The organism is Flavobacterium sp. HTF (genome assembly GCF_003105115.1).
In the GTDB taxonomy this organism is placed as follows: domain Bacteria; phylum Bacteroidota; class Bacteroidia; order Flavobacteriales; family Flavobacteriaceae; genus Flavobacterium.
This window is the reverse complement of record NZ_QETH01000005.1, coordinates 23,546-42,487: the sequence shown is the minus strand read 5'-3', so window position 1 is coordinate 42,487 and position 18,942 is coordinate 23,546. Positions and strand designations below refer to the sequence as shown.

General features: G+C 37.3%; 12 protein-coding genes. 10 read left to right on the top strand and 2 right to left on the bottom strand.

Annotation, left to right across the window (positions count from 1 at the left end; translation table 11 throughout):
- The first annotated feature begins 260 nt into the window (after positions 1-260).
- From DCO46_RS02460 to DCO46_RS02440, 6 genes are all read left to right on the top strand, one after another.
- On the top strand, positions 261-3,206 hold the full coding sequence (locus DCO46_RS02460) for an Ig-like domain-containing protein (protein WP_116751011.1): 2,946 nt from the start codon (positions 261-263) through the stop codon (positions 3,204-3,206).
- Positions 3,207-3,327: 121 nt separating this feature from the next.
- Positions 3,328-3,651, top strand: coding sequence for a DUF6660 family protein (locus DCO46_RS22560; protein ID WP_124019538.1), 324 nt, complete (start codon positions 3,328-3,330; stop codon positions 3,649-3,651).
- A gap of 161 nt (positions 3,652-3,812) precedes the next feature.
- On the top strand, positions 3,813-8,129 hold the full coding sequence (locus DCO46_RS02455) for a CusA/CzcA family heavy metal efflux RND transporter (protein WP_116751010.1): 4,317 nt from the start codon (positions 3,813-3,815) through the stop codon (positions 8,127-8,129).
- A 72-nt stretch (positions 8,130-8,201) separates the two neighbouring features.
- Complete coding sequence (locus DCO46_RS02450; protein ID WP_116751009.1) at positions 8,202-9,476, top strand: efflux RND transporter periplasmic adaptor subunit; 1,275 nt, start codon at positions 8,202-8,204, stop codon at positions 9,474-9,476.
- A 125-nt stretch (positions 9,477-9,601) separates the two neighbouring features.
- Complete coding sequence (locus DCO46_RS02445; RefSeq protein ID WP_116751008.1) at positions 9,602-10,018, top strand: Fur family transcriptional regulator; 417 nt, start codon at positions 9,602-9,604, stop codon at positions 10,016-10,018.
- Between the two features lie 93 nt (positions 10,019-10,111).
- On the top strand, positions 10,112-12,142 hold the full coding sequence (locus DCO46_RS02440; RefSeq protein ID WP_116751007.1) for a heavy metal translocating P-type ATPase: 2,031 nt from the start codon (positions 10,112-10,114) through the stop codon (positions 12,140-12,142).
- Between the two features lie 75 nt (positions 12,143-12,217).
- Here the strand turns inward: DCO46_RS02440 and DCO46_RS02435 are convergent, their stop codons facing one another.
- Positions 12,218-12,631, bottom strand: coding sequence for a VOC family protein (locus DCO46_RS02435; RefSeq protein ID WP_116751006.1), 414 nt, complete (start codon positions 12,629-12,631; stop codon positions 12,218-12,220).
- A gap of 196 nt (positions 12,632-12,827) precedes the next feature.
- Between DCO46_RS02435 and DCO46_RS02430 the strand changes: the two genes are divergently transcribed.
- The 4 genes from DCO46_RS02430 to DCO46_RS02415 all read left to right on the top strand — a co-directional run bounded on the left by DCO46_RS02430 (position 12,828) and on the right by DCO46_RS02415 (position 17,527).
- Positions 12,828-13,685, top strand: a complete 858-nt coding sequence (locus tag DCO46_RS02430; protein WP_116751005.1) for an AraC family transcriptional regulator — start codon at positions 12,828-12,830, stop codon at positions 13,683-13,685.
- A 179-nt stretch (positions 13,686-13,864) separates the two neighbouring features.
- Complete coding sequence (locus DCO46_RS02425; protein ID WP_116751004.1) at positions 13,865-14,359, top strand: hypothetical protein; 495 nt, start codon at positions 13,865-13,867, stop codon at positions 14,357-14,359.
- A 596-nt stretch (positions 14,360-14,955) separates the two neighbouring features.
- Positions 14,956-16,815, top strand: a complete 1,860-nt coding sequence (locus tag DCO46_RS02420) for a T9SS type A sorting domain-containing protein (RefSeq protein WP_116751003.1) — start codon at positions 14,956-14,958, stop codon at positions 16,813-16,815.
- A 76-nt stretch (positions 16,816-16,891) separates the two neighbouring features.
- Positions 16,892-17,527: a carbohydrate-binding family 9-like protein gene (locus DCO46_RS02415; protein ID WP_116751002.1), complete on the top strand. Its 636-nt coding sequence runs from the start codon at positions 16,892-16,894 to the stop codon at positions 17,525-17,527.
- 216 nt (positions 17,528-17,743) lie between these two features.
- On the opposite strand, the gene DCO46_RS02410 is transcribed toward DCO46_RS02415, so the two are convergent.
- On the bottom strand, positions 17,744-18,784 hold the full coding sequence (locus DCO46_RS02410; RefSeq protein ID WP_116751001.1) for a substrate-binding domain-containing protein: 1,041 nt from the start codon (positions 18,782-18,784) through the stop codon (positions 17,744-17,746).
- Positions 18,785-18,942 lie beyond the last annotated feature (158 nt).

The following is an 18,942-nucleotide window of genomic DNA, read 5'->3' as shown; positions in this document are numbered from 1 at the left end:
TGTACATCATCATTTATAATGATATCAGCTTAAAATGAATGGCCGGAAATTCAATAAATTCATAAATTATTTCCTATATTTTCTCTTGATTTTTTATTTCTGTATTAAAGTTTATTGTATTGATTTATAATGTTTTAGACTTGTTTTGAAGATGTATTAATCTTGATTTTTAGTAGATATTTTCCTTATTTTTTTTTAAAGGTTTAGTTTCGTTATATCCTCATTGGAGGATACTTTCTAACTTTAAAAAACCACAAATTATGAAAAATCAATTACATGCTGTTTTTTTTACAAAGAACCAATGTTGCCAGATATTATGGCTTTTATTGGTACTCTTTTCCACAGGTTTACATGCCCAGCGGGGCTATTATGATGCTCCTTACAAAAGGTATGAAGCAAATGCCGGACAACTTTCCAACGGTGCTTCGGTTACTTCCAAATCATACATTCAGGCAGATCTGCAATCTGAAGCTTCAGACCAGCAATGTGTAAACCTGTCTGCAACCAACGCCACGGTTCAGTGGACGCTTACGGAAGCAGCAGACGGACTTGTAATCCGATATAGCGTTCCTGACGGGCAAACGGCTACTGTGGGTGTGTATAACGGAAACACCAAAATCACAACCCTGACACTAACCTCAAACTGGTCATGGGAATATTTGTGGAGTAACGGAAATCCAAACAATAACGGAATTACAAATCAGAACCCAAGAATGCGTTTTGATGAAGTACGTTATAAGCTTCCGGCTAAAATTTCGGCATCCGGAACTTTAAAATTAGTAAGAGAGTCAGGGAATGTTCATCTGGATTTTGCTGAAATGGAGCCTGTTCCATCCATCATTACTGCTCCGGCCGGTTCTGTGACTTACACCGGAAACGGAAGTGACCTGCAGACTTTTATTGATGCAAACGGAGGTAAAAAAATATTTGTTCCCGGTGGTGTTTTTAACGTTAACCGCGAATTGTATTTTGGGGTTGCCAATACTTCATTAATTGGAGCCGGAATGTGGTACACTCAGATTAATTTTACCAATACCAGCAGTGGAAACGGGGGATTACGTGCCAATGCGGCAGGAATTTCATTTGCCGATCTTTATTTAACGACAAACTCAGCTTCGAGAAGTAATTCTTATAAAGCTATAAATGGAGTTTTTACAGCGGCTTCGACTATAAAAAATATCTGGGCAGAGCATTTTGAATGCGGTGCCTGGATTGCACAATACAATGTTGGCGGTCCTGCTATTGCCGATGGCTTTACCTTGTCGCATTGCCGTTTTAGAAATAATTATGCTGATGGAATCAATCTTTGCAAAGGAACAGCCAACGCAATTGTAGAGCATTGCAGTTTCAGAAATAACGGTGATGATGACCAGGCAATCTGGTCTGCTAACGGACAGGAATGTATCAACAATACATTTAGATACAATACTTCTGAAAACTGCTGGCGTGCTACTGGTTTGGCGATTTATGGCGGAAAAAATAATAAAGCTTATAATTTGATTATAAAAGACAATCTGGAAGCAGGTATTCGTGTTAGTAATAATTTTGACGGGGCACCATTCAATAATGACGGAAGCCACGAAATACACGATATCACAGTTACGGCTTGCGGAACTTTTAATGATACCTATAACAATCCTGTTGCGGCAATAGATATTTTTAGTGCCAGTAATGCGGGTACTCAGGTTAAAAATGTTCAGTTGTATAATATTGATATTTTAGATTCCAGAAATGACGCTATTTCGATCAGTAAAAGATCAGGAGATGGTATTTATAACCTAACTTTTAAAGACATAACGGTCAACGGAACCGGTAAGGAATTCCCAAACAATAATGCGCTTAACAGAAATTGGGGAAGAGGTTATTTTGTGCTTATAGCGGGTTCTCCAAACGGAAACGGCAAGTATTGCAACATGAATTACTCCAACAGAGGCGGTAATGCTGCTTCTAATGAAGAAATCAGTGCAATTGGGGCATTTTCATGGACACAAAATACAAATTGCTCCAGTTCATCAATATCAGTTACGGGAGTATCGGTTTCACCAACAACAGCCACGTTGAGTGTTGGCGCAACACAGCAATTGACACCAACTGTTGCTCCCGCCAATGCTACAAATAAAACAGTTACGTATAGTTCTAATAATACAGGCGTGGCAACCGTAAATGGATCAGGTTTGATTACAGCCGTTGCATCCGGATCGGCTACTATTACGATAACCACTCAGGATGGTGCTAAAACGGCAACTAGTGTTATTACAGTAAATTCGTCCAATGTAGCGGTAACAAGTGTGAGCCTTAGTCCGACATCAGCAACTTTGAGTATTGGGGCAACGCAACAATTAACACCGACCGTTCTTCCGTCTAATGCTACGAATAAATCGGTTACTTATTCCTCAAACAATACTGCGGTAGCAACAGTTAATAATGCAGGTTTGGTAACAGCAGTTTCCAACGGAACAGCAACCATTACGGTAACAACAGCAGACGGAAACAAAACAGGCACGGCTGCCATTACGGTCAATACTGCAACCGGAAACTATTTTACGATTAAAAACAGATGGACCAATAATTATTTATATGATGCCGGTGCTAATGTAGGCTATGGGCCAACTGTTGCCAATAATAATTATAAATGGCAGAAAGTAGCTGTTGACGGCACTTATTTTATATTAAAAAATGTGGGAACCGGAGATGTAATGCATATTGAAAACCTAACAGGGGTAGTACAATGTACTGCCGGAGATTCTTCCTGGTGGAGCGCTCAATGGTCCAACGAAAATGTTGACGGTACCTGGGTAAGAATTAAAAACAGATGGCAGACCGGAAGTATGATTCATATTGAGAACCTGACAGGTTCAGCTCAATACGCCGGAGCACAAAATAATTGGGAAAGTGCACAATGGCAATTTCAGTCAGCTGCTGCAAAAAATGCCAATACTACAAAAGCCGATGTAAAAGCAGAAAATAATTCTTTGGTTACCCTTTATCCAAATCCGGCAACCAGCAATGAATTTAATATTGTGCTTCCGGAATTAAAAGCAGACGACACGGCGACAATAACAGTTATGGATACAAACGGAAGAAAGGTTTTGGTAAACCAACTCAATGCTTCCGGAAAAATCAATCATAATCTGGCTTCAGGAATATATATTGTTACCATTAGTTCCAAAGCATTTGATATTTCTAAAAAACTAATTGTTAAATAGCGTTGTAAATTCTAATAAGACAATCCAACAAAACCTATTTCATTACGGAATAGGTTTTTTTATATCTTTTTAGATTCACTTTGCAATTCGATTGCATAAAATATTACTTACATTTGTACTAATGAGATGGATATCAACAATATTATTAATATACATTCTGGCGCTTCTTGTAGTGCCATGCAGTGATGTATATAATAATTGCGTAGATACCAATTCAAAATTTCAGGAAGCCAGTCACAGCCATAGTCAGGATAATGATGATCATTGTACCCCTTTTTGTCAATGTTCATGCTGTAGTGTTTCGGTAATAAAATTTCAATTTAAATTACCCGATTTTAATCTTCCCCAACATTCCTATACTGCTAAAAAAGCAGTGATAAAAGACTGCCAGGTTATTTCCCGATACTCAGGAAATATATGGGAACCACCCAAGTTTTTCGCTTAATTTTCTTTTGAATTGTGTTGTAATTCAGAGCGTGATCTTTCTTTATTAAGAATCACCTGTATCATGCTGTAAAATAACTTTTGCAGTTATGCAGCCTGTCAGCACACATTCTTATTTTTTCCAATATTAGACTATTTTCTAAGCGTTAAAATAATCACATTGTGTTAGATACTATAATCAAATTCAGTATAAAAAACAAAATCGTTATTGGTATAATGACTTTGTTGCTTATAATTTGGGGTACCTGGAGTGCTACCAAATTATCCATAGATGCCGTACCTGACATCACAAACAATCAGGTTCAGATTTTTACAAGCTGTCCGACACTGGCAGGTCAGGAAGTGGAGCAGCTGGTCACTTTTCCAATTGAGCAGAGTATCGCAAACGTTCCGAAAATTCAGGAAGTCAGAAGCATTTCACGATTTGGGTTATCAGTGATCACTGTAGTGTTTGATGATGATACAAACATCTATTTTGCCCGGCAGCTTATTAATGAAAAACTAAAAGAAGCCCAGGACCAAATTCCGCAGGGCGCAGGAACACCCGAAATGGCTCCGGTAAGTACAGGACTTGGAGAAGTGTATCAGTATATTATCCATCCCAAAAAAGGAAGCAAAAATAAATATAATGCCAAAGATCTTCGTACCATGCAGGACTGGATTGTGGCCAGACAACTATACGGTACTCCCGGAATTGCAGAGGTAAATAGCTTTGGAGGGGAATTAAAACAATACGAAGTGGCTGTTAATCCGGACAGATTAAAAGCGATGGGAGTAAGCATTCCTGATATTTTTACAGCATTACAAAAAAATAATCAAAACACTGGGGGCGCCTACATTGATAAAAAACCTAATGCTTATTTTATCAGGGGAATAGGTCTTGTTACTTCACTCGATGATGTAAAAAAGATTGTAGTAAAAAATACCGGAGCTGCGCCAATCTATGTTAGCGATGTAGCTGAAGTACGATTTGGAAAAGCGGTCAGATACGGAGCCTTAACTTACAATGGAGAAGTGGATGCTGTTGGAGGAGTAGTCCTGATGCTGAAAGGCGAAAACAGTAATGAAGTTGTAAAACGTATTAAGGAAAAACTGCCAACGATACAGAAATCGCTTCCGGATGATATTACGATTGAGCCTTTTCTGGATCGTACAGATTTAGTCGGAAGAGCAATCAGCACGGTTGAAAAGAATTTGGTGGAAGGAGCTTTGATTGTCATTTTTGTACTGGTTTTATTTTTAGGAAATTTTCGGGCAGGTTTAATTGTTGCCTCAGCCATTCCGCTGGCCATGCTTTTTGCTTTGGGAATGATGAATGTATTTGGTGTAAGTGCCAATTTAATGTCTCTTGGAGCTATTGATTTTGGTCTGATTGTCGATGGAGCTGTCATTGTTGTGGAAGCTACGCTTCATCATTTAGGAATGCGAAAAGCAATAAGGAGTCTTACTCAGGAGGAAATGGACGAAGAAGTTTTCCAGTCTGCTTCTAAAATACGTACAAGTGCGGCATTCGGAGAGATTATCATCCTGATCGTTTATATTCCGATTCTGACTCTTGTGGGCGTAGAAGGAAAAATGTTCCGTCCGATGGCACAGACTGTAGGTTTTGCCATTTTTGGAGCCTTAATATTGTCCCTGACCTATATTCCGATGATGTGTGCTCTATTCTTATCAAAGAAACCAAATCACAAGGAGAATTTTAGCGATAAGATGATGCGTAAGCTTCAGACTATATATCAGCCATTACTTCAAAAGGGTATCAATATTAAATATGCAGTTGTTGGTTTTACAAGCTTTTTATTTGTAATTGCTATTTTCTGCTTTACCAGAATGGGCGGAGAATTTATACCACAGCTTCAGGAAGGGGATTATGCTTTTCATTGTATCCTTCCGCAGGGAAGTTCACTGAATCAAAGTATTGAAACCTCGATGCAGGCTTCCCGTTTAATCAAACAGTTTGACGAGGTTAAAATGGTGGTGGGTAAAACAGGAGCAGCAGAAGTTCCGACAGATCCCATGCCTCCGGAAGCAACTGATTTAATGGTTGTCCTGAAACCGCAAAAAGAATGGAAATCAGGCCGGGATTATAATGAACTGGCTGATGCTATTACAGAAAAACTTGAAGTTATACCGGGTGTTTTCTTTGAAAAAAATCAGCCGATCCAGATGCGTTTTAATGAACTGATGACCGGTATCAGACAAGATGTTGCCGTAAAGATTTTCGGGGAAAATATCGATACACTTTCCGTTTATGCAAAAGAAGTCAGTAATGTTATCAAGAGTGTCGAAGGAGCTACTTCACCGCAGGTGGAAAAGGTAAGCGGTTTACCTCAGATCAATATTGAATACGACAGAACCCGCATTGCGAATTACGGACTGACTATCCAGGATGTAAATGATGTTGTAAGTACAGCCTTTGCAGGAAAAAGCACAGGGCAGGTATATGAAAACGAAAGACGTTTTGATCTGGTGGTTCGTCTGGACAGCATTCACAGAAGTGGAATTGATGATGTCAGCAATTTGATGATTCCGACCAATACAGGAAACCAGATTCCGCTTTCTCAGGTTGCCAGCATCAACTATAAATTAGGACCGGCACAGATAAGCAGGGAAGCAGGAAAACGCCGGATTGTGGTAGGGTTTAATGTGGCGGATCGTGATGTTCAAAGCGTTGTTGAGGATATACAAAAGAAATTATCAGAAAAAGTAAAATTGCCGCCAGGATATTATTTTACTTATGGAGGCCAGTTTGAGAATCTTCAGAAAGCAAGTGCACGTTTAATGATTGCGGTTCCCGTATCGCTTCTTTTGATTTTCACATTGCTGTATTTAACTTTTCGTTCTTTTAAACAGGCCATTTTGATATTCACCGCAATTCCGATGAGTGCCATTGGGGGGATTTTTGCCTTAATGCTTCGTGGAATGCCTTTTAGTATCAGTGCCGGAATTGGGTTTATTGCGCTGTTTGGCGTTGCCGTTCTTAATGGTATTGTTCTGATCGGAACTTTTAACCAACTTGAAAAAGAAGGTATGAAAGATATATTTGAAAGGGTAAAAGAAGGAACAATGACCAGACTTCGTCCCGTATTGATGACCGCAACAGTGGCTTCATTAGGGTTTTTGCCAATGGCAATCAGCAGCAGTGCAGGAGCAGAGGTACAGAAACCATTGGCAACTGTGGTAATCGGAGGACTAATTACCGCCACGTTTCTTACCTTATTTGTGCTGCCCCTGCTGTATATTATTTTTAATTCGAAATTCAATTTTAAAGGAAAATTTAAGATGGGAAATACAATCACTGTAATTCTGCTTTGTCTGGCAGGTTTAGGATCTGCAAATGCACAGGAAAGGATTTCAATGGATAAAGCTATAGAAATAGCGTTGAAGAACAATCAGCAACTGGGCGTAAATGAAGCTGAAATACGAACCGCAGGACTTAACGTAAAGACGGCTGTTGATATACCAAAAACAGGGATATTTGCGGAGAATGAAGACCTTCGTCCGTCAGATAATACAGGAATATTAAAAATTGGTATTTCACAGGCTGTTGCGTGGCCGGGTCTGTATGCTGCAAGGAAAGACTATTTTAAAGAGCAGTTAAAATATGCGGAATTAAACACCGGAGTTTTGAACGCAGTTATAAAAAGAGATGTACGGACAGCATATTATAAACTTTGGTATTTGCAGGACAAACAGGTATTATACAGACGTTTGGACAGTATTTATACCTTGCTTTTCAAAACGGCTGAGGTTCGTTTAAAAGCGGGTGATGTAGCAGCGCTTGACCGAATTGCCGCCGATGCAAAACTTCAGGAACTGAAAGCTTTTTCAGAGCAGAACAAAAAAGACATGACCGTTCAGCAACAGCAGCTGATGATGCTTTTAAATGAGAACCAGTGGATTTTACCCGAAGAAACCCCATTAGGAAAGGCAGCTGTCGTTTTCTCTGAAAATAACGGTATTCATCCTCTGTTAGTTCTTCAGGAACAAAATGTAAAAATAGCAGAATCCAATGTTTCCGTACAGAGAAACAGTAATATGCCGGAATTTTCAGGAAGGGTTTTCAGTCAGAGAATATGGGGAGCCAATGATCCTTATACCGGTTTTTCGGCAACTGCCTCCTTTCCGTTATTCGGTGCCGGATATGCGCGAAACAAAGTAAAAGCAGCTTCTGCAGAGAAAGAAGTACAGGAAAAAAATCTGGCGTATCAGACACAGCAGATACAGACACAGAAAGCTTCATCTGTAGCAGAAATCGAGAAAAATCTCTCACTGCTGAATTTCTATGAAACTACCGGTTTGAAACAGGCCGAAGAAATTATAAAAGCAGCTACATTAAGTTACAGATCGGGAGAAATCAGTTTTGCAGAATTAGGACAGTTTCTGAGCCAGGCGGTTGGAATACGCCAGAATTATCTGGATATCCTGAATCAGTACAACCAGTCTGCTGTTCAGTTTAATTACTTTAATAATAAATAGATATCGGTCATAAGATTTCTGTCGAAAAAACACAAGACAGATTTCATTGAATAATTTTAAAACAGAGCATACATGAAAATCAAAATTAAAATTCTAATTGCTGTTGCCGCTATCTTCTCACTGATGAGTTGCGGACAAAAAAATAACGAGAAGGAAGGTGTTTCTAATGAAACTGAAAAAAACGGCGAAACAAAAGAAGAACAACACGGAGAAGAAGCTACAATTGCTACTTTGACTCAGGATCAGATAAATTCTGTCGGAATCACTCTTGGTACTATTGAGAACAAAAACCTTACGGCTTCAATCAAAGCAAACGGAGCTCTGAGAGTTCCCAATAATAACAAAGCCAATGCTACGTCACTCTATGGGGGAGTTGTTAAATCGCTAAAAGTACAGCTGGGTGACTACGTAAGAAAAGGGCAGGTTATTGCAACAATCGAAAATCCTCAGTTTATACAGCTTCAGGAAGAATACCTGACTATTGGGAGCAAAATAACGTTAGCGGATCAGGAATTAAGACGTCAGCGCGAACTTCAGGAGGGGAATGCAGGGGCATTGAAAAATTTGCAGAGCGCTACAGCTGATATGAATGCTCTTCGCGCACGCAAAGCATCATTGCAAAAACAAATTCAGCTTATGGGAATTAGTCCTGCAGGAATCAATGCTTCTACTTTAAGATCAGCACTTACGGTCACAAGTCCTGTAAGCGGAACGGTAAGCAATGAGTTTGCTAAAATAGGAAGTTATGTAGATGTCTCTTCTCCGGTAGTAGAAATTGTAGACAATAGCCTTATTCATCTCGATCTTCAGATTTTTGAAAAAGATCTTCCGATGGTGAAAGTTGGACAAATAGTGAATTTTACTTTAACCAATAATCCGACCACTTCTTACACGGCAAAAGTATTCAATATCGGTTCTTCATTTGAAAATGAAAGCAAGACAGTTGCGGTTCATTGTGCTGTAACAGGAAATAAAACCGGACTGATAGACGGAATGAATATTACGGCAATGATAAGTATTGGAAATGCTTTAACCACAGCTGTGCCAAATGAAGCTATTGCCGAAGCGGACGGGAAGTATTACATTTTTGCCCAAACAAATAAAAAAGCAGAAGCAGAACATGTCGAAGTGGCCGAATCCGGAGAAAAACACAATGAGGCACAAGAAAAGAAAATAGCGGCCAACAGTATGAATTTTGAAAAAATTGAGGTATCCAAAGGAGTTTCGGAACTGGGCTATACAGCTATTACGCCGGTTAAAGAAATTCCGGAAGGAACTAAAATTGTAACCAAAGGAACGTTTTTCGTCAATGCCAAGCTAAACAATTCAGGAGAACACGAGCATTAATTATATAGAGAAGTATTGAATTATTATAAAAGAATCAGGAAGAGGGGTTAGAAAATTCTTTGTAAATTTACTAAGAGCACTGATATAGAAAACCTTCTGGTTCTGTTTTGTAAAATAAAATTGAAATGAAAAAATCTACAGAAGATGTTTTTACTGCCAAAGATATTCGTTTAACCACAATGCGTATCTTAATTTATGAATATCTGGAAACCGTTACGGCAGCCCTGTCGCTGTCTGAAATCGAAAAGTATTTTCATAAAGCAGATAAAGTGACCATATACCGGACTCTTCAGACATTTCAGGAAAAAGGTCTGGTGCATAAAATTCTGGACGAAAATATGGCCAAGTACAGCATATGCGCAGAAGTCTGTAGTGAGGACAATCATAAAGACAGGCACCTCCATTTTTATTGTAAAAAATGCCATGAGACAACCTGTCGGCAAGAAATTATTTTTCCTGAAAATATGGAGCCCGGCCTGCAAATCGATGAGATTCAGATATTGGCCAAAGGGATATGTGAAAAATGCCTGAAATCAGGATAATATTTGGGTGTAAACAAAATTAATTATCATTTAAAAAGATGAACGAAAAGCAATCAATTGCCTTTTATTATATCAAGATTTATAAAATACCAGATGGAACATAAATATAAAAACGACACAGAACAATTCTGCTGTGGGCATTCTGAAAAAGTTTACGGTAATGCAGCTGTCAAAAAGCAGGCAGAAAAACATTCAGCCGAAGATGGTCATGATCACTCCGGCCACAATCATGATGACGGACATAATCACGGTAATGCAGAAGGAAGCCTTTTTAAAATGTTTCTTCTCCCTATTTTATCGCTGATACTTTTGATTGCCGCAATAATAATGGACAACCGGGTTTCCCAATCCTGGTTTACCGGGACAATCAGGCTGGCCTGGTATCTTGTAGCTTATTTAATTGTAGGTTACGCAGTTATAAAAGATGCAATAGAGAGTATTGTTAAAGGAGAAATTTTTTCAGAGTTTTTGTTAATGTGTATTGCTACAATTGGAGCATTCAGTATCGGCGAATACCCAGAAGGAGTGGCCGTAATGCTTTTTTATGGCGTGGGAGAAGTCTTTCAGACACTTGCTGTTTCGAAAGCCCGTACCAACATTAAGAGCCTGTTGGACCAGAGACCTGATGAGGTTACTATCCTGGCTGAAGGAAAGTCTAAAACCATTAAAGCGGAAGACGCTAATATTGGAGATATAATTCAATTAAAACCGGGTGAAAAACTAGGTCTTGACGGTGAACTCCTGACAGATGGCGCTTCGTTCAATACTGCAGCACTGACCGGAGAAAGCAAACCCGATACAAAAGCAAAAGGAGAAACGGTTCTCGCCGGAATGATTAATCTAAATGTAGTGGCTGAGGTAAAAGTAACTACAGCATATACAGACAGCAAACTCAGTAAGATATTAGAACTGGTACAAAATGCAACTTCGCAAAAAGCACCGACAGAATTATTCATCAGGAAATTTGCAAAAATATATACGCCTATCGTGGTATTTCTGGCTGCCGGTATTTGTTTTTTGCCTTATTTTTTTACAGACACTTATGATTTTAGCAGCTGGTTGTACAGAGCATTGGTATTTTTGGTTATTTCATGTCCATGTGCTTTGGTTATTTCTATTCCGCTTGGTTATTTTGGGGGAATTGGGGCAGCAAGCCGCAATGGAATTTTATTTAAAGGAAGCAACTTTTTGGATGTAATGGCTTCTGTACAGAATGTAGTAATGGATAAAACCGGAACAATGACGGAAGGAGTTTTTAAAGTTCAGGAGACCGTTTTTAAACCCGGCTTTGACAAGGATGAAATATTAAAAATGGTAAATGCTGTTGAGGGCCAAAGTTCACACCCTGTTGCCACTGCCATACATGAATATGTCGGAGCAATAGACAGCTCAATAAAATTGGAAGGCACAGAAGAAATCGCCGGACACGGATTGAAAACGCTTATTGGCGGAAAAGAACTTATAGCAGGTAATTTCAAGCTGATGGATAAATTTGGTATCAGCTACGATGTTGAACCTTCTTCAATTGTCTATACTACCATTGCTGTTGCTTTTGATAAAAAATTTGCAGGTTATATCACCATTGCAGACAGTATTAAGGAAGATTCTAAGCAGACTATTGACCTGCTGCATAAACTAAATATTAAAGTTACAATGCTCAGCGGAGATAAAAGTTCTGTAGTGAAGTTTGTAGCTGATAAATTAGGAATTGACAACTCGTTTGGGGATCTGCTTCCCGAAGACAAAGTAAATAAAGTAAAGGAAATTAAGGCACAAAGTGGTACAGTTGCTTTTGTAGGTGATGGTGTAAATGATGCGCCGGTTGTGGCCCTTAGTGATGCCGGAATCGCCATGGGAGGACTTGGAAGTGATGCTACCATTGAAACTGCAGACGTGGTAATACAGGATGATAAACCATCCAAAATACCAATGGCAATTAATATTGGAAAACAAACCAAAAAAATAGTGTGGCAGAATATAACTTTGGCTTTTGTGGTAAAAGCGGTAGTACTTATTTTGGGCGCGGGCGGACTGGCAACAATGTGGGAAGCTGTTTTTGCAGATGTAGGAGTTTCTCTTTTGGCTATTTTAAATGCAGTGCGAATTCAAAAAATGAAATTCTAGCTTCGGTTGGTTTTCCTGAGTCAGTTTTATATAATCTGACTCAGGAAAAAATCTACCTGAATTCCTTCGCTATTATTACTGGTTCTGACCGTTAAATCTTGCTGCAGCTTCTGTCGTTACAGGTGTAAATAAATTTACAAGATTGCCGTCGGGATCACGAAACAAAAAAGATTTGTTGCCCCACGGCATTACCGTAGGCTTTTGAACTATACTATTTTGAAGGACGTCATCCAGTCTGATATAATCGTTTTCTACATCATCGGCTTTAAATTCTATAATAACACTGCTGTTTTGAGCAGGTTTTGCGACATCATCACCACCAAAAAAAAGCAAGGTTTTGGTACTTCCAATAGCCAAAGTTGTAGTTGAGGTTTTAAGTTCGGCAAAATCCGGGGTATATTGCACAGCAGTTATACCCGTAACGAGCTCATAAAACTTTACTAATTCTTCTAAACGGGCTGTAATAATGCGAATCGATACTAAATTCATATCTTTGATTTTTTAAGTTATATGGCAAAAGTAACCTCGCCCTATGACAGCTGTTTGTCAGGAGTCTTTAGTTTTTTTGATTTTTAATAAGTATTGCTAACCCCTTACAGTTGCCGGCAAATCATGAGGACAGCTCTTAAAGAAATTTGTTATTAACACTTAAAATAAGTGTAAAGGCGATAAAAATAAAATATACATGATAAACGACTATAAAAAACATGATCTGTACGGTAAGACACTGATTCAGAAAATTGAATTAACTCCGCCATTTAAATTTGATTTTCCTGTTACTGAACAGGCTTGTTTTTTATATGTGAAGGGTGGAAATATTGAGTACCAGATTGATGACGAACCGATAAACATTGCGACCCATTATTCATTATTACTAAATTGTATCAATTCCGGAAAACAGATGTACAATTCAGATTCAAAAAGTAATTGTGAGATTGTGATCGTGACCTTTTATCCTGAGATTTTAAAAAAAATATACGACAGGGAACTTCCGTTGCTGCTTCAAACCCCAAAGAACGTAATATCAAATAAATCCAGTGAAAAAATAAACAACGATTTTCTGATCCAGAAGTACATTGAAGGATTGTTGTTTTATTTTGAAAACCCGTCCCTGATCAATGAAGATATCCTGATACTGAAAGTAAAAGAGATAATACTTCTGTTGTCCCAGACACAAAATTCAGAAGCAGTACAGTTAATATTATCGCAGCTTTTTTCTCCAACAACCTATACTTTCAAACAAATAATTGAAGCAAATTTATTTTCACAGCTTACCATTGAAGAACTGGCACAGCAAAACAATCTGAGCGTATCATCATTCAAGCGTGAATTTTCAAAAATATACAACGATACACCTGCCAATTATATTAAAGCCAAAAAACTTGAAAAGGCTGCCGGGTTGTTACAGCTTTCTGATCAGCGTATAACTGAAGTAGCATTTGATTGTGGTTTTAATGACCTTGCAAATTTTACCAAAAGTTTTACCGGTAAATATGGCGTTAGTCCGACAAATTACCGACAGAAACTCAATAATGATCAGTAAAATATAAGTTCTGTTTTAGACACGACTGCCATAACCCCTTTTTGAAAGTTTTAAATATCCTTAAGATTTATTTTTTGTGGACCAAATTGCCAAATAATTGGACTAATTGACAAAACTATTCCCTTTGATCTATCGGAAGTTTGCAATGTATTTTCAAACAAATTTAAATCAAATATAAAATGGGATTATCAGGTTTAGGAATTTTCCACACCATCATCGGTGTTGCTGCAATTATAGCAGCATTAGCAGATTTTATCAAATACGGTAAAATAAATTTGAACGCATTATCCGGTAAAATATATTTTTACGGAACAGTTGTTACTTCACTAACCTCATTAGGTATCTCAAAACATGGCGGTTTTAATCCGGGACATGTTTTTTCTGTCTTTATAATCGTTCTTGTATTGGCAGCCTATTTACTCAATTCAAAAAGAAAAAACAGTGCAAGGGCACGCTATTTTGAAAACTTCTGGCTGTCTTTTAGTTTCTTCCTGTCTCTTGTTCCAACTGTCAATGAAACTTTTACGAGGGTTCCGGTGGGTCATCCGTTGGCCAAGGATATAAGTGATCCGGTAATTGGCAATACGCTTCTCGTTTTATTGCTACTCTTTATTGCCGGTTCAGTTTATCAGTTTAAAAAGCAGAAACTTATTAATAAAACAGCAGGACTTTAAGTCAGGAATAGTTTAAAATCCATGAAAATAAAACATTTCATTTGATCCTTTTGTTTCAGTCATCTTTGTTTTATTTCGATTCGTAATTAACTTCAAACCTTTCAGATTCTAAAGATATAATGGTTACTGCCAATTTTGGCTTATACAATTACCTTCAGCAACAGCTAAATGAGAACGGGTTAAAATATTCATGAATATTTTAACCCGTTTGCTTTTTATATAAACAATACCGGAAAGAAAATAAGAGCAGAACAGTAGCTTTTTTCTTAAATGTGCTCAAGAACACATTTAGTATTGAAATTTGCTATAAGTAAAATAGTACAATATTTGCAATTACCATATATTTTTTGTGTTCGAACACATTTTTTTGAATTTTCGTATTGCTAATTTAATTACATTATTTACATTCGTCTGAAATAAGCTACTTTAATTTTTTGTTTTTGCTAATAGACCGGTTTTTAAATCAATACTTTTATTTTTAATTTTAAAATATAATGGATTGATTTTTAAAGTTATAAAGGCAAAACAGCTTATTCTTTACTATTTGAATATTGCAATATTTAATTATAATTTTTTTAATCCCTAAAGATCAAACTATGAAAATCAAGAAAATTACATTTATTATTTTATTGTGTTTTGTGCAAGGTTTTGCTCAGACTTATGTCTCAACAACCGGTAATGATGCGACAGGTACCGGTACAGCCGCCTTGCCTTTTAAAACGATTGTAAAAGGAGTACAGATGGCCCCGTCAGGAGGCACAGTATTGGTACTCTCAGGAACTTATCCCGTAACAGGACCTATTTTTGTCGGTAAACCTTTGACTATTCAAAAAAGCGGATCAGCTGCTGTGGTAATCAATGCTTCTGGCTGGACAAGCACAGATCCTTATGTATTGGGAATTGTAAATACCAGCAACGTAACCATTGATGGGTTGACCATTGCCAATAAAATTGGTAACGGAAGTAAAGGAATCTGGATTTTGGCCAACTCTGGCGCAACATCAAACCTAAATAACATTACGATTAAAAATTGTATCGTTAGAAACATTGGATGGATTAGTAACAATCTTTCTTCAATTCCCGCAAATAGCGGCATTGTGGCCAATGCTATTAAAGTTGATGCCGGCAATGGTACGTATGCGATTACGAATGTTAAGATTGAAAATAATGAAGTAAATAATTGCGCTACAGGTTGGGGAGAAGCAGTTACGGTAACGGGAAATGTTAATGGTTTCTCGGTATCCGGAAATACGGTGTATGATATCGCTAATATCGGAATTGTAGCGGCAGGAAACTATACATCTACCGGAGCTACAGCTAATAATCAGGCTAGAAACGGTGTTATTGCTTCAAACGAAGTTTTTAATTGTATGAGTGCTGTAGCAAACAGTGCGGGTATTTATGTAGATGGAGCATTAAATTGTAAAATCGAAAGAAATGAAGTTTTTAATTGTGGAGTAGGACTTGCTGTTGGCGCTGAACAAAATACGGCTACAGGCAACGGAGGTCAGTCTACGGGGCATATTGTAAACAATAACTCCGTTTATAACAACGTGGTAACCGGAGCTATTTTTGGAGGTGTTATCGGAAGCGGTTATACAACAAGTGTTGGTAACACGAAAATTTACAATAATACTTTTTACAAAAACAGAACAGGAGCTGTTATCAACGGGGTTACTACAATTGGAGGTATTGCTGTAGGAACCATTGCTGATATTTATGGAGGTGAAGTACATCTTCAAAACAGTTCAGGTATCACTTTCAAAAACAATATTTTATATGCTACAACGGGCAAAAAGGCGCTTTTAGCTTCGTATGGATATACCGTTTCGGGTTTTGTATCCAATTATAATTTATTCTACAGAGAAGGAAATACCGATTTCATTATCGATTTAACCGGAGTAAGTTTCAATGGCAGTTCTGCAACAGGTTCTTACAATCAGGCGCAATTTGCAACTGCTACAGGACAGGACGTAAATTCTGTGGTTGGCGTACCAGGGTTTGTAAACGCTGCTCTATTTGATTTTACTTTAGCAACTGGCGCTTTTGCTGCAGATAAAGGAGATCCGACTTATAATGCAACTTACTCAGGAACATTAGATTTTGATGATGACATTCGTAAAAGAAACGGTCGCATCGATATCGGCTGTTCTGAATTACAAACCGGATCGACAGCCAAAAAGGCTGCTACAGTAGAAGTAACCGAAGAAATTGCCCCAGGCTATGCTGTTTTTCCTAATCCAGCTTCGGATCAAATCAATATCAATTTTGGAAAAGATATTCAGTCGGTGACAGTCTCAGTATTAGATTTAAATGGCCGTGTACTTTTAAGAGAAACATATAATGCAACCAATTCAGCGACAATAAATGTTTCTGATTTGAAAAAATCACAATTTGTAATACTTCACATTGATGCTGATAACAAAATCAGTAACAATAAAATATACCTGAAATAATAATACTTTTAGGGAGCAGAAGAGATTTTCTTTTTTGCTCCCTTTTTTATTTTTTAAAATTCCGTACCTTTTTAGAATGAAAAATTACACTGTAAACCGTATCGAAAAAAACATTTTGCAAATAAATGGTTTGGGAGATAATCCTTTTTGGGAAAAAGCAGAAATTCTAACTGATTTTGTTTCGCCTTGGGATGAGCTAAACCCGGATAAAATTGAGTTTAAAGCTTTATGGGATACTCAGAATATCTATTTTTGTTATAAGGTTCATGATCCATATGTTCACATTGACAGACAGGATGACTCTGTTGACAGCATTGGAGAATCAGACAGGGTGGAGATTTTTTTTAGAACAGATGCAGGGCTAAATCCTTATTACTGTTTAGAAATCGATCCAACACCAAGAATTATGGATTTTAAAGCATCTCCTGCTAAAAAATTTGATTTTGACTGGAATTGGCCTGAAAATGATATTACGGTAAAATCAAATATCAAAGAAAATTATTTTGTTGTCGAAATAGCAATCACTATTCAGTCTTTAAAAAACTTTCACCTAATTAAAGACAACATTATAGAAGCCGGACTTTACAGGGCAAAATATAAGAAACAGAAAAATAATCTTTATGAACCAACATGGATTACATGGGTAAATCCGAATACGGAAACACCTGATTTTCATATTGCCAGTTCTTTTGGGACTTTGACTTTAGTTTAAAATTAGCGGAATGCTGATTTAACCGCAAAGTTCGCTATCCCGAGGTTTCGTGATATGCAAAGCACGCTAAATTATTTCTCGCAAAGTCGCAGAGTCGCAAAGTTTTTCTTTTTTAAGTTTTTCTTTGCGCCTTCGCGACTTTGCGAGATTAAAAAAACTTTGTGTATCCGGAGGCTTCGGGATAGCGAACTTTGCAGTTAATTTACGCTCAATAGTTTATAAAAAATAATCCTTAGCGTTTTCTGTATTGATGATGTCAATTGGCAATAGCTTTTCGGCACTAATTTCTTTTTCGAAAATAAAATGTTCGATCAGGCTTGCCGTTCCTAAATAAGCTTGTCTTTTTGGATTTTGATGGATTAGAAAATCAATGGTTTTATTGTTCAGGTATTCAAGATTATTTTCTAATAAATCATAGCCCACAAGAGCAATTTTCCTTTCCGGATTTTTAGAGATTATTTTTGCCACCTGGTACGCTTTTGACGTAGTTACAAAAAGACCGCTAATATTTGGGTTTGCTTCTAAATATTCTTTAAGTGTCGTTTTAAACTGAGGATGTTTTACTTTGAAAGTCTTGATTTCGAATTTTCCTTTTTCTAAATTATCGAAATAATCCCTGAAGCCTTTTTCTTTCTCCTGCATGTGAACAGCATTCTCATAATCTTCATCAATATGGACAATGGCGATCGTACCTTTCTGAACCAGTAATTCTAATAATCTGGCGGCAATTCTTCCACTTTGAAATAAATCCTGTCCTACGAAACTTTTTATCGCACTGGATTTAAGCTGATTATTAAAAATACCTGAAATAATCCCTTTCGAATTGTAGGTTTCAATAGCATCTATCGCTTCTTTATGGAACAAAGGGACCAGAAGGACTGCATCCGGTGCAGCATTCAGAACAGCTTTGCTGGTTTCGACAAATGATGCTGTACTGGTAGCATCAAACAGAAAAATCTCAACTTTAACATTGAATGACTTGAATTCTTTTTTAGCCTCATTTATACCGTCAATGCATGGCTGCCAATAAGGGTCATTTTTGGAATCGGGAAGTAAAACACATATGGAATAAATCTGTTTCTTTTTTAAACTTCTTGCCATTAAATTGGGCTGATAGTCAATCTTATCAAGAACTTCGTTTACCCTTTCAAGAGCATCCTGAGAGACTTTTCCTCTTTTATGCAAAACACGGTCAACCGTTCCTTTAGAAACACCTGCAAGTTCTGCAATATCCTTAATTGTATAAATTTTTTCCATATAGAAACAAATATATATAAAAATCAAATATCACAAAATAATAAATTACATGTGTTCGAAAACATTTTATTTGTGTTCGAGCACATTTTAACACTATTTTCTTTTTTTATAAAATATTAATATATATTTTAGCCGAATATTAATCATATAGTTTAGGA

Bases quoted from the DNA above. Each gene is read 5' to 3' on its own strand.
- DCO46_RS02460 (WP_116751011.1), top strand. From the start codon at position 261: ATGAAAAATCAATTACATGCTGTTTTTTTTACAAAGAACCAATGTTGC.
- DCO46_RS22560 (WP_124019538.1), top strand. From the start codon at position 3,328: ATGAGATGGATATCAACAATATTATTAATATACATTCTGGCGCTTCTT.
- DCO46_RS02450 (WP_116751009.1), top strand. From the start codon at position 8,202: ATGAAAATCAAAATTAAAATTCTAATTGCTGTTGCCGCTATCTTCTCA.
- DCO46_RS02445 (WP_116751008.1), top strand. From the start codon at position 9,602: ATGAAAAAATCTACAGAAGATGTTTTTACTGCCAAAGATATTCGTTTA.
- DCO46_RS02440 (WP_116751007.1), top strand. From the start codon at position 10,112: ATGGAACATAAATATAAAAACGACACAGAACAATTCTGCTGTGGGCAT.
- DCO46_RS02435 (WP_116751006.1), bottom strand. From the start codon at position 12,631: ATGAATTTAGTATCGATTCGCATTATTACAGCCCGTTTAGAAGAATTA.
- DCO46_RS02430 (WP_116751005.1), top strand. From the start codon at position 12,828: ATGATAAACGACTATAAAAAACATGATCTGTACGGTAAGACACTGATT.
- DCO46_RS02425 (WP_116751004.1), top strand. From the start codon at position 13,865: ATGGGATTATCAGGTTTAGGAATTTTCCACACCATCATCGGTGTTGCT.
- DCO46_RS02420 (WP_116751003.1), top strand. From the start codon at position 14,956: ATGAAAATCAAGAAAATTACATTTATTATTTTATTGTGTTTTGTGCAA.
- DCO46_RS02415 (WP_116751002.1), top strand. From the start codon at position 16,892: ATGAAAAATTACACTGTAAACCGTATCGAAAAAAACATTTTGCAAATA.
- DCO46_RS02410 (WP_116751001.1), bottom strand. From the start codon at position 18,784: ATGGAAAAAATTTATACAATTAAGGATATTGCAGAACTTGCAGGTGTT.